The sequence below is a fragment of the Enterobacter sp. DVT3837 genome, assembly GCF_056238685.1.
In genome coordinates this window covers 2948731-2961603 of sequence record NZ_JBWDLA010000001.1, presented here as the reverse complement: position 1 = coordinate 2961603, position 12873 = coordinate 2948731, and the positions used below count along the sequence as shown (strand labels likewise).

General features: G+C 52.6%; 8 protein-coding genes. 2 read left to right on the top strand and 6 right to left on the bottom strand.

Going from position 1 to position 12873, the window contains the following annotated elements:
• Nucleotides 1-54 precede the first annotated feature (54 nt).
• From AC0XWG_RS14615 to AC0XWG_RS14595, 5 genes are all read right to left on the bottom strand, one after another.
• Nucleotides 55-1698: a multidrug ABC transporter permease/ATP-binding protein gene (locus tag AC0XWG_RS14615; protein WP_128347404.1), complete on the bottom strand. Its 1644-nt coding sequence runs from the start codon at nucleotides 1696-1698 to the stop codon at nucleotides 55-57.
• A 75-nt stretch (nucleotides 1699-1773) separates the two neighbouring features.
• A complete protein-coding gene (gene alkB / locus AC0XWG_RS14610; protein WP_028016277.1) occupies nucleotides 1774-2424 on the bottom strand; it encodes a DNA oxidative demethylase AlkB in 651 nt (216 codons plus the stop codon).
• Entirely contained in the window at nucleotides 2424-3482 is a 1059-nt protein-coding gene (gene ada, locus AC0XWG_RS14605; RefSeq protein ID WP_049006423.1) for a bifunctional DNA-binding transcriptional regulator/O6-methylguanine-DNA methyltransferase Ada, read from the bottom strand. The genes alkB and ada overlap by 1 nt, the downstream gene beginning before the upstream one ends.
• Before the next feature lie 72 nt (nucleotides 3483-3554).
• A complete protein-coding gene (gene apbE, locus AC0XWG_RS14600) occupies nucleotides 3555-4613 on the bottom strand; it encodes an FAD:protein FMN transferase ApbE (RefSeq protein ID WP_028016275.1) in 1059 nt (352 codons plus the stop codon).
• Between the two features lie 116 nt (nucleotides 4614-4729).
• Nucleotides 4730-5842: a porin OmpC gene (locus AC0XWG_RS14595; RefSeq protein WP_028016274.1), complete on the bottom strand. Its 1113-nt coding sequence runs from the start codon at nucleotides 5840-5842 to the stop codon at nucleotides 4730-4732.
• A 743-nt stretch (nucleotides 5843-6585) separates the two neighbouring features.
• Between AC0XWG_RS14595 and rcsD the strand changes: the two genes are divergently transcribed.
• Both rcsD and rcsB read left to right on the top strand, forming a co-directional pair.
• Nucleotides 6586-9258: a phosphotransferase RcsD gene (gene rcsD / locus AC0XWG_RS14590; protein ID WP_028016273.1), complete on the top strand. Its 2673-nt coding sequence runs from the start codon at nucleotides 6586-6588 to the stop codon at nucleotides 9256-9258.
• Nucleotides 9259-9274: 16 nt separating this feature from the next.
• The gene (rcsB, locus tag AC0XWG_RS14585; RefSeq protein ID WP_003859405.1) at nucleotides 9275-9925 is read left to right on the top strand and encodes a response regulator transcription factor RcsB; all 651 of its coding nucleotides are present in this window, start codon (nucleotides 9275-9277) and stop codon (nucleotides 9923-9925) included.
• A gap of 66 nt (nucleotides 9926-9991) precedes the next feature.
• Here rcsB and rcsC read toward each other — a convergent pair whose 3' ends face one another.
• Complete coding sequence (gene rcsC, locus AC0XWG_RS14580; protein ID WP_028016272.1) at nucleotides 9992-12838, bottom strand: two-component system sensor histidine kinase RcsC; 2847 nt, start codon at nucleotides 12836-12838, stop codon at nucleotides 9992-9994.
• Between the last annotated feature and the right edge of the window lie 35 nt (nucleotides 12839-12873).

Here is a 12873-nt window from a genome sequence, read left to right as displayed (position 1 = left end):
CGGCATTACGGCCACGTTTTATCCCCTCTCCCTGTGGGGGAGAGGGTAACGGCATCATGCCGTACGCGCCACCGCGTCACGCGACGCCGCATCTCGCTCTTCACCGGTCAACTCGCTCAGTTGACCGTCGCGCATCTCCAGCAGACGGTCGGCATGAATGAAGTAATGATCGTCGTGGCTGATGGCGAAAATGGTTTTGCCCATCTCCTGCATCAGCGGCAGCAGAACCTGATAAAACTCGCGGCGGAAATGCGGATCCTGATCCGCTGCCCACTCATCCAGCAGAATAATGTCGCGCTCTTCCGCCAGCGCCAGCAGCAGCGCCACGCGTTTTTTCTGCCCTTTAGAGAGTTTCAGGTTGAGGATCTTTCCGTCCTGTAGCTCCAGCTTGTGCGACATCTGCAATTGTGCCAGCCATTTCTCCACCAGCGCAGGATTGGCCTGTTGCCCTTCAGGCCCAAGCAGTTGTTCAAACAACCAGACATCGGTGAACACCGCCGAGAAAAGCTGGCGGTAATCCTCAGGTTTCTCCGCGTTCAACGCCCTACCGTCCAACAAAATCTCGCCCGATTGCGGCTGATAGAGCCCGGTCAGCAACATTGCCAGCGTCGATTTACCACTACCGTTGCCCCCAATCAGGAACAACAGCTCACCGCGATGTATCGTCAGGTTGACCGGTCCTATGGAGAAGGCATTGTCCCGATAGCGGAACGTAACGTTACGAAGCTCCAGCGTTTGCCAGTTGGGGAAGGCCTGCGGGCGCGGAAATTCGGCTTTGAACGGCGCAAGGTCGAATTTTTTGAGTTTATTAAACGCAACTTGCGCACTCAGCAAGGTAGGCAGTGCGCCGACAGCGGAGAGCAGCGGTGTGCGTAAAAACAGTAACGTTAATGAGTAGGTTGCCGCCACGTTGGTGTCCGCCCAGCCCAGGCTGTTCGCCATCCAGAATACCAGGCCAATGGCGCCCAGCATCATAATGTTTGACCAGTTCACCGCGCTCAGGTGGAAGGTATCGGCGCGAATGATATGGTGTCGGTATTCGCGCGCATCCGGTAGGTAGAGATGGTTAAAGATATGCTCGGCACGTTCGCGGTTCAGCGTCAGCTCTTTACGCCCTTCCAGCACCGTCTGGTAATCGTTATAGAGCTTATCTTCGGTTTCGCGCAGCACCGCCATGTGTTTATAGACGCGTGACACCAGAACAAAACCGCCCCAGATGGTAATGACTATCCATAGAGCAGTCACTGCCAGCATTTTGCTGGAGAGCCAGGCGAGATAGGCCGCAGAGCCAAAGGTCAGAATGATCCCCTGGACCAGTTCCGGTAAACGGACGAATGCAATAGTGATGGCGCGCACATCGCTGGTCAGTCCCGCCAGCAGAGAAGCACTTCCGAGTTGTTCAACACGCTCGATCTGGGTGTCCAGAATCCGCTTGATAAATTCACTGCGTAAACGAAAAACAAAATGGTGCCCAAGCGCAGTCAGCGCCAGCTGAGAGCCGAGCGTGACCGCCATCAACAACAGCAACAGGCCAAGAAACTCCGGTAAAACGGAGAGTGACGTGTCGACCATTTCAATCAAACGTACGTTAATAAATGCGATCAGGCCAATACCTAATGCGGCACTGGCAAGGCTTAACGCCATTACTGCAATGAAGGGCCAGCGATACTGACGCCAGACAAGAAGAATTAGTTGCATGCAGGCAATCCGGACAATAAAAATCAGCCAGCAGTGTAAACTGCCCTGCGGTTACATCAAGAATAATTCTTATTTTTATTTACTCTCTCCTGCCTGGCGAAAGGTCAGGTTAAATCGGTACTCGCCAGTTAATGGGTGAACCCCGGGTTTCAGAGGCTGAATGCCGTGGTAAAACAGCCGCGCTTCCCTGCCCCACACCACCACATCGCCATGCTCCAGCATCAGGCGCTTGAGCGGGTCGTTGCGGCGTAACCCGCCGAACTGGAAGACGGCAGGCAGACCCAGGGAGACGGATACGATAGGCGCGCGCAGGTCAGGTTCATCCTTATCCTGATGCAGCGAGAGCTTCGCACCCACGGCGTAGCGGTTAATCAGACAAGCATCCGGGCGGAAGTCTGGATAATCCGCAGCCACGGCGGCCTCGTGGCAGAGAGACTGAAAAACAGCAGGGATGGGAGGCCACGGCTGACCGGTTAAGGGATCGACAGGGGCATACAAATAGCCCCGTTCGTTCGTCGCCCAACCGAGTTCTCCGCAGTTGGCCATTGCCACCGACATGGTGTAGCCTCCCGGCGTCACCATATGGCGAAACGGTGAAACGGCCGTTACCTCTTCAATACCGGCAAGCAGCGCCGCCGCACGTGAAAGTGCAAAGCGGCGGAGGATCACCGCGCCCGGAGCAAGGGGTTCCTGCCAGGGTTCAGCATCCGCAAAAAGATCGAGCATCATCCCTCCTGGTGTTCCGCCTCACGTTTCAGTAATAACGCTTTTCGTTCAGTTCCCCATCGGTAACCCGATAGCGCACCGTCATTGCGAACAACGCGATGGCAGGGGATCACAATTGCCAGTTTGTTTGCAGCACAGGCTCCGGCAACGGCACGTACGGCATTGGGTTTACCAATTGCTTTTGCCACCTGCTGATAACTTGCCGTTTCGCCGCAGGGAATGTCGCGAAGTGCCTGCCAGACGCGCTGCTGGAAAGCAGTTCCACGTATATCCAGCGGCAGTGACAGCGGCACTGCACGGTTATCAATACTGGCGATCACCTGGTGGGTCCGCAGCGCAAAAGCGTCTTCCAACGGTACGCGCTCTGCTTTTGGAAACAGCGTAGCAAGCTCTTCGGTTAATTCTGTATCGCTGTCACCCAGCAGTATCGCGCAGATCCCCCGCTCGCTTTCAGCAACCAGACAGAGTCCTAACGAACAGTCGTCAATGGCGTAACGCACGGCCACATCTCCTTTACGATACTGTTTCGCCGTCATACCCAGCGTATCGCTGGCTTTACGATAATAACTGCTGCTATCAGGAAATCCTGCCGCCAGCACGGCGTCGGTAATGTTGTCTCCCTGCGCAAGCGCCGTGCGCAGTCGCTGTCCCCGCGCCGCCTGCTGCCAGGCTTTTGGCGTCATACCCGTCACGGATTTAAACAGACGATGGAAATGGAAAGGACTCATGGCAACCTGGTTAGCCAGCTTTTCCAGTGTCAGAGTGGGATCCTGCTCCAGAAGGCGACAGGCGTGCTCTATTTTTGCCAGTTTCTGTTCCTGAGGATTGCCTTTGTCCGGCATGCAGCGCTTGCACGGGCGAAACCCTGCCTGAATGGCATGGTGGACATCAGCATAAAAGCAGACATTTTTACGCAGCGCGTGGCGGGCACGACAGGACGGACGACACACGATCCCCGTGGTCTGCACGGCAAAGACAAACTGTTCGTCAGCGCGTGGATCGCGGGCCAGCACGGCCTGCCAGCGCTCTTCATCGGTAATAAAGGTCGGGTTTTTCATCATCAACTCCTCTTACAAGCATACATACAGCGTGCCTGAGTGCCACTGATAAAAAACCCGCAACCTTGCTTTTTAATTTTTTTCGCTCACCAGGAAGCTGTTGAACTGCGGCGAATGCCAGGTTTTAAATCCGTCAGCCTCTTTGATGATCATATAAACCGCCAGCCCTTCCTGGCGAACCACCTCTTTGGCTTTCTCCGGTCCGAGTACCATTAACCCGGTATCCCAGGCATCGGCTTCCAGCGCAGTGGGTGCAATGACCGTCACCGAAACCAGATTATGGGTGATTGGGCGCCCGGTCTGTGGGTCAATGACATGCGAAATGCGTTTACCGTCAAGTTCGTAATAGTTACGGTAGCTTCCGGATGTGCTGATGCCATGCCCGTTGATATCCACCATCGCCTGCACGGCGTTTTGCCGATCGGTCGGCTTTTGGATGGCCACCCGCCAGGGCTTATCACTGGCGTTCATGCCGCGGCTCACTAAGGCGCCCCCCACAGACACCAGATAACGCGAAATCCCTTCCTGGGCCATCAGCGCTGCCAGGTGATCTGCCGCATAGCCTTCCCCAACCGTTGACAGGTCGACAAACAGATCGGGGATATCTTTTTGCAGGTACTGTTGACCGTACTGATTGATCACCGTCAGATGCTGTAGACCGGTTCTGGCACGGGCATCATCAATGGCTGCCTGATCGGGTGTGGTGACCGGCTGCTTGTTGGGGCCAAACCCCCAGAGATTTACCAGCGGTCCAACGGTGACGTCCATCGCTCCGCCGGTTTTGTAGCCCACGCGGAGTGACTCCGTCACGATATCGGCCATCGCTTCACTAACCGGCCACAGGGAAGTACTGCTTGAGAGATTAAAGCGCATCAGCGCCGAGTCATTTTTATACGTTGAAAGTAGCTGATCGTCGGCATCCAGTTGAGACTGTATTTTGCCACGGAGTTCGTCTGCGCGCGTTTTATCAAGGTTCATAACGCTGACGCGCCAGAAGGTGCCCATCGTTTTACCTTCAAGCACCGTCGCCGCAGGTGCATCGGCTTTCGCCACCGGCGGCGTGGAAGAGTCACAAGCGGTCAGGAAAAAAAAAGTAGCCAGAAAGCTGGCGCGTAAAAAAGTCATGTCCATTCATTATTATCCTCATGCCAGGGCGGCAAGAGTACACCAAAACGGGTAAGTTGTGAGATCCTAAAAAAACAGACTAAAAAGGGGCCATCAGGCCCCTTTGTCAAATTGCGAAGCGATTAGAACTGGTAAACCAGACCCAGCGCTACGATATCATCAGTACCGATACCAGCCTGTTTGGTGAAGTTGTTGTCATCCAGCAGGTTGATTTTGTAGTCCACATAGGTAGACATGTTTTTGTTGAAGTAGTAAGTCGCACCCACATCAACATATTTCAGCAGATCCTGATCGCCGTAAACTTCAATGTCCTTACCTTTAGACTGGAGGTAAGCCACGGAAGGACGCAGGCCGAAGTCGAACTGGTACTGAGCAACCACTTCAAAGTTCTGCGCTTTGTTGGCAAAGCCGTAAGCGGTAGTTGGGTTGCTGCCGTTAGAGGTACCGAAACGGGTTGCGTTGTAGGTCTGAGAGTACTGCGCTGCCAGATAGATGTTGTTGGCATCGTATTTCAGGCCACCAGAATAGACTTCTGCGTGATCGCCCTTACCGTATACGCCAGCTGCATTCTGGTCGGCGGTACGTTTGGAGGAGGACATTGCGCCGCCCACGCTGAAGCCTTCGCCCAGGTTATAGGTCACGGATGCACCGTAGCCGTCGCCGTTCTGGTTCAGCAGGCTGCGACCGTTAGTGTTTTCACCGCTTACGCTGCCGTTTTTGCCCTGATATTGCAGAGCAAAGTTCAGGCCGTCAACCAGACCAAAGAAGTCCTGGTTACGGTAGGTTGCAACGCCGTTAGCACGGGATTGCAGGAAGTTGTCTGCGCCGTAGGTATCGCCGCCAAATTCTGGCAGAACGTCAGTCCAGGAGGTTACGTCGTAGATTACGCCGTAGTTACGACCGTAATCGAAAGAACCCGCCTCAGCGAATTTCAGACCCGCGAACGCCACACGCGTCCAGGACTGGTTGTCACCTTCAGTGGTGTTGCCCTGGATCTGGTATTCCCACTGGCCGTAACCGGTCAGCTGATCGTTAACCTGAGTTTCGCCTTTGAAGCCAAGACGCATATAGGTCTTGTCGCCGTCGTTACCCTTGTCGTCAGAGAAATAGTGCAGACCATCGACTTTACCGTACAGATCTAATTTGTTGCCATCTTTGTTATAAATTTCGGCCGCATTTGCTGCGCCTGCTACCAGCAGTGCTGGTACCAGGAGGGACAGTACTTTAACTTTCATTTTATTAACCCTCTGTTATATGCCTTATAATTACCACTGCTTACTGGTTAACCCTCATTAACCAGTCGGCAATTTCATTCTCCGCAAAATTACAGAATAATCCAATGCGAATATGATACTAAAACTTTGAAGATGTTTCATTTATGCATCAACATGTTTCAATTTGTAAATATCAAGGAACTTTTACAAAGCACAAATAGCTTAGAAATTTAGCACGCATAATCAAACAGAAAAATAACCACATAAATATCAACAATTTACAATAAAATTCGTTACAGCACTGAATGACAAAACAAGATCGCGCCTAATCTCTAAAATAACCCCTGCTATCATCATTAACTTTATTTATTACCGTCATTCAGTTTTGAATGTCTGTTTATCCCTAATTCAACCGGATGCTTCGCATTCGGTTTTTTTTTACCTTTCTTTACGTAAATTTTCTTTTCCTGTGCTACCACCCTGAAATTGTAACGACTATTAACTAAATTCTCGCCGCGTATCCCCTGACGTGGAAAAAATGATGAAAAACTCAATTTCTTGTTAATTCGTGCTTTTTGCCATATAGCACTGTTTTATATTTGTACATTCCCGGTGAGTGTGTACATGTTTAGGACACTTTCCATCTCTGATATTACCTGTGGAAAAAGTCGTCGCTTCCAGACCAGTGGCGCTGGAAATTCAGTTATTACCCTTTATACTGCCCTATCGCGACAGAGCACGACCATCACAGGTTAGAGATATCAATGAGTCAGACTGAAACTACCGCCCCGAGCAAATTCTCCCTCCTCCCCGGGAGCATCACCCGTTTCTTTCTTCTTTTGATCGTTGTGCTGTTAGTCACCATGGGGGTTATGGTGCAGAGCGCGGTGAACGCCTGGCTAAAGGACAAAAGCTATCAGGTTGTTGATATCACCCATGCCGTACACAAACGCATTGATACCTGGCGCTACGCCACCTGGCAGATTTACGACAATATTGCGGCTGCGCCCGCAACCTCATCCGGGGATGGGCTGCAGGAGACACGTCTTAAGCAGGACGTCTATTATCTCGAAAAACCGCAGCGCAAAACGGAGGCACTTATCTTTGGCTCTCACGACAGTGCGACGCTGGAGATGACGCAGCGCATTTCGACCTATCTGGATACCCTTTGGGGAGCCGAAACCGTGCCGTGGTCGATGTACTATCTGAATGGTCAGGACAACAGCATGATCCTGATCTCGACGCTGCCGTTGAAAGATCTCTCTTCCGGGTTTAAAGAGACAACCGTGGGCAGCATCGTCGATTCCCGTCGGGCAGAGATGTTGCAGCAGGCAAATGCTCTCGATGAACGTGAGAGCTTCTCTTCCCTGCGTCGCCTGGCCTGGCAAAATGGTCACTATTTTACCCTGCGCACCACGTTCAACCAGCCAGGGCATCTGGCGACGGTGGTGGCCTTCGATTTGCCAATTAATGATTTAATCCCGCCGGATATGCCGCTCGACAGCTTCCGCCTTGAGCCAGACAGCAGCACACAGAATATGCGTGCGGCGTCTGACAAAGAGGCCGCAGAGAGCGTATCGATCTCTTTTAATGGCTCGAAAATTGAAATTGCCTCTTCGCTGAACTCAACCGGTATGCGTCTGGTGTGGCAGGTGCCGTTTGGCACGCTGTTGCTCGACACCCTGCAAAATATCCTGCTGCCTCTGCTGCTGAATATCGGTCTGCTGGCGCTGGCTCTGTTTGGCTACAGTACGTTTCGTTTCCAGCCGGGTCGTCAAAGCGACGCCTCTGCGGTTCCGGCGGGCACCACTAATGAGTTGCGCGTGTTACGTGCATTGAATGAAGAGATTGTTTCCGTGCTGCCGCTTGGGGTCTTAGTTCACGACCAGGAAGCGAATCGTACGGTGATGAGCAACAAAATTGCCGACCATCTGCTGCCGCATCTTAACCTGCAAAACATCACCACCATGGCGGATCAGCACCAGGGGGTGATTCAGGCCACCATCAACAATGAACTGTACGAGATCCGTCAGTTCCGCAGTCAAATCGCCCCACGCACGCAAATTTTCATTATCCGCGATCAGGATAGAGAAGTGCTGGTGAATAAAAAGCTGAAGCAGGCGCAAAGACTGTATGAGAAAAACCAGCAGGGGCGCGCGGCATTCATGCAGAATATTGGTGATGCCTTCAAACAGCCATTAAAAACGCTGGCAACCCAGGCGGCAGCGTTAAATACGTCAGAAAGCCACCAGCTTGCCAGCCAGGCCGACTCACTGGTTCGTATGGTTGATGAGATCCAACTGGCGAATATGCTGGAGAATGATTTCTGGAAAGGAACACCTACCCTCTTCTCCATTCAGAATCTGATCGATGAAGTGGTTCCGGAAGTCCTGCCCGTGATTAAGCGCAAAGGACTGCAACTGCTAATCAATAACCATTTATCCGCGAATGATGAACGTCATGGCGATCGCGAAGCACTGCGCCGCATTCTGCTGATGCTTATTCAGTATGCGGTGACCACCACGCAGATTGGCAAGATCACCCTGGAGGTGAGCACAGACGAGTCTGCTGAAGATCGTCTGACGTTCCGCATCCTGGACACCGGGGAAGGCGTCACAACGAGCGAAATTGATAATCTGCACTTCCCGTTCCTTAATGACACGCAGAGCGATCATTACGGCAAAGCCAATGCGCTGACCTTCTGGTTATGCGATCAACTGGCGCGTAAGCTTGGTGGTCACCTGAATATCAAGGCCCGTGAATCCCTCGGCACCCGGTACTCTCTGCACGTTAAAATGGCCGCCAATCCACAAGAAGAAGATGAAGAACGTCTGCTGGATGATGTTGTGGTGATGGTCGATGTGACCTCAAATGAGATCCGCAATATTGTGGTTCGTCAGTTAGAAAACTGGGGCGCGGCCTGCATCACGCCGGATGAAAGGCTGGCAAGTCAAGAATTTGATCTGTTTTTAACTGATAATCCGTCTAATCTTACTGCCTCCGGCTTGCTTTTAAGCGATGATGAGTCAGGCGTGCGGAAAATCGGCCCTGGCCAGCTGCGCGTCAACTTTAATATAAGCAATGCGATGCAGGAAGCTGTACTACAACTAATAGAAGAACAGCTGGCGCAGGAAGAGATAGCGGAATCCCCGCAAGGCAGCAATGAAAATGCCGAGCTTCACGCCAGCGGATATTATTCGCTCTTTGTTGATACAGTACCAGATGATGTTAAGCGGTTGTATACTGAGTCCGCTGCGAATGATTTTGCAGCGCTGGCACAGACAGCACACCGGCTTAAAGGGGTGTTTGCCATGCTTAATCTGGTTCCCGGCAAGCAGTTATGTGAAACGCTGGAACATCTAATTCGTGAGAAAGATGCCTCTGGCATTGAAAAATACATCAGCGACATTGACGCCTACGTCAAAAGCTTGCTGTAGCAAGGTAGCCTTATACATGAACAATATGAACGTAATTATTGCCGATGACCATCCGATTGTACTGTTCGGTATTCGCAAATCACTTGAACAGATCGAGTGGGTGAATGTAGTCGGTGAATTTGAAGACTCTACAGCACTGATCAATAACCTCCCAAAGCTTGATGCACACGTGCTCATTACCGATCTCTCCATGCCTGGGGACAAGTACGGTGATGGGATCACGCTCATCAAATATATTAAACGTCACTTCCCCGATATCTCGATTATCGTTCTGACCATGAACAACAACCCGGCGATTCTGAGCGCGGTGTTGGATCTGGATATCGAAGGCATTGTGCTGAAACAAGGCGCACCAACCGATCTGCCAAAAGCGCTCGCTGCGCTGCAGAAAGGCAAGAAATTCACGCCTGAGAGCGTCTCTCGCCTGCTGGAAAAAATCAGCGCAGGTGGCTACGGTGACAAGCGCCTGTCGCCGAAAGAGAGCGAAGTACTGCGCCTGTTCGCCGAAGGTTTCCTGGTGACCGAAATTGCCAAGAAGCTGAACCGCAGTATTAAAACCATCAGCAGCCAGAAGAAATCAGCGATGATGAAGCTGGGTGTGGACAACGATATTGCCCTGCTGAACTATCTCTCCTCCGTCACGCTGAGCGCAACGGATAAGGATTGATTCCCTACGTGTGCCCCTCTCCCACAGGGAAGGGTGAAAACGTAAAAGGCCCTTGCGGGCCTTTTTTTATATCCGCGTTTTTCTCACGCGATCCGCATAAACAGACAGTGTCTGCTTCAGCACATCCAGCGTCACCGGTTTTGATAAACAGCTGTCCATACCTGACTCCAGGCAGCGCTGTTTCTCTTCCGCCAGCGCATTCGCCGTCACGCCCACAACCGGTAACGTCAGGCCAAGCTGGCGGATGCGCTGCGTCAGACGATAGCCATCCATATTCGGCATATTTACGTCGCTGAGAACGATATCAATATGATTTTTACTCAGTACATTCAGCGCATCCACGCCATCATTAGCCGTTTTGCACTGATAGCCAAGCGAACCCAACTGGTCGGCCAGCAGGCGGCGGTTAATCGGATGGTCATCCACCACCAGAATCATCATATCGTCATTCACCGACGCCAGAGACTCCGGTGACGGTAATCCACCCGCGCCGTCACTCTCTTCCAGATGCACTTTGTAGATGCGTGCCAGCAGGCTCATCAGCTCATGCGGCGTTGCTACGCTATGTACCCATTCTCCCGGCGCACGCTCAACCGGGATGCCGATGTGACGACGGCAGAAGAGTACCGTCCCTCTTCCCTGCCACGGCTGTTCCGGCATATCGTCGGTAATCAGCACATCGTCCACATCCGGTGTTTGACCTTCATAACGGGACACCCTCACGCCGCTGTGAGTGAGCAGCGCAGTGAGATAGTCATTCAGTGAAGCATTATGCACCGCCAGCCAGCAGCGCTTATTGCTCAGGCCGTCAACCGTCGTTTTTGCCGGATACTGAGCCGAATAGAGCGGAATGCGGATAGTGAACTGACTACCCATGCCGGGCTCAGTATCAACAGAGATATCGCCGTCCATCATGCTCACGAGCTTTTCACAGATCGCCAGCCCCAGCCCGGTGCCCTGGAAGTTACGCTGCACGCCGGTACCGACCTGGAAGAACGGGTCGAACAGACGAACCACTTCTTTCGCTGGAATACCCACTCCCGTGTCCCTCACGCGGATACTCAGGTAGTCTCCGGCCCGGCAAACGTGTAAAACAATACAGCCGATATCGGTGAATTTAATGGCGTTACTGAGCAGGTTAGAGATGACCTGCTGCAGGCGCATGGGATCGCCGTGCAATGTCAGCGGCACATCCGGTTCGATAAAACAGTAAAGCCCCAGCTGTTTACGCACCACCAGCGGCAGATAGTTGGCGCTGATGTGGTTCATCACCTCACGCGGAGAGAACTCACGCGGTTCGATTTTCAGCTGCTCAGACTCAATTTTGGAGAAGTCGAGAATATCGCTGATGATTTTCAGCAGCAGGCTGGAGGAGTTGTTCATCGCCGTCACCAGCCTGTCGACCCCTTTCGGCAATTCCTTCGTCTGCAACAGGTCGAGGTTACCGATAATCCCGTACAGCGGCGTTCGCAACTCGTGGCTGACGGTCGCAAGGAACATCGATTTCGACTGACTGGCCTGCTCTGCCGCCTGCGCCATCTCCTGCAACGACTCTTCCATCTTCACGCGTGCAGAAACATCCACCAGCACGCAAATCGCCACGTTTTCATTGCGATAGCGGGAATGAACAAAGCTGATTTGCAGGTTAGTGTGCGTGCTGGTCAGCACGTCGACAAAGTTAACCTGCTGACCACAGATAATTTGCGTCAGCCTTTGCCGATCCTCATGCGTCAGCATGTTCAGGTAATTATGTGCCAGCTCATTACTCAGGATATTGGTCCCGTCCTGGGTACGCAGAATACAGATCCCCACCGGCGCCGAGGCAACAATCTTGCGGTTAAACTGCTCGTGTTCCTCCAGCCGCTGGGCGTCGCTTTCGGCAGGAATAAAGATTTTCCGCTCATACATGCGCGCCAGCGTGAACAGCGCGCCCCCCACCAGCAGGTTGAGCAGAATCGCATTCATGATAAGAATACGTATCCGCTCAAGCACCATATCCACCGGCAGCGAATAGACGATACTCAGCGACGAAGGCGGCAGGCTCTTCTTCAGCACCAGTTCGCGGAACCCCGAGGTATAACCAAACCACGATCGCTCCTGCATCCAGTGCGGATCGACGTTTAAACGGTTGTCCGGCCCGGCAAGGGAGATAAGCTGATGTCCATTTTCATCAAGAATAGTCACCCCCATTGGCAGACTGCCCGGGGTGAAGAAGTTTTCCATGCGAATGGTCTGTTCAATCCCCAGCAGCGCCTGCAGGCGATTGCCCAGATACACCGGCGTCAGGGCGTAGAAATAACCCACCCCCGTGCGCGGACCCTGGCTTATCCAGAAGATGTTATTTCCGCGCTCATCCTGCGGTGCATTGCGGTATTTCACGATGCGTTCGTGCAGGCTTTTCAACGCATCATCACGCTCGACGGGAAGATCGCGCAGGCCAAAATCCGCCACGCAGAGATTTTCACTGCCAATCAGGAATACGCGATTGAGGTCATAAGCAGCAGAAAAATTGTCGCGCCAGTAGCGCATAAACCAGGCAAGAGATTCCAGTGACCCACGCCAGGTATTGCTCATGGTGGAACAATCGGAATCCGGGAACAGCGGCTGGAAGTCCGGGACTTCGGTTTTGTCGTTACGACCGCGGAGGGCAAGAATACCGTTTTCCGCCGTCAGACGATTTTCAGCAATGTACTTCAGCTCCTTCATTACATCAGACGTTCGCTGAATGTAGCGCTGGGCCTGGTCGGAGCTTAAATTAAACTCCTGGCGGATCTCCGCCTCTTTCTGATGCAGCGCGTTAACGATGTAAAACACCGAGAACAATGCCACCAGCAGCCAAAGCAAGAGCGCCAGCGCCCGAAACAGATAGCGAGATACTTTCAGCGTAGTACGAAAGGAGACGAGGTATTTCAAAGGGGCGAGGCTCCGCCGTCGGGGTCAAAAAGAAT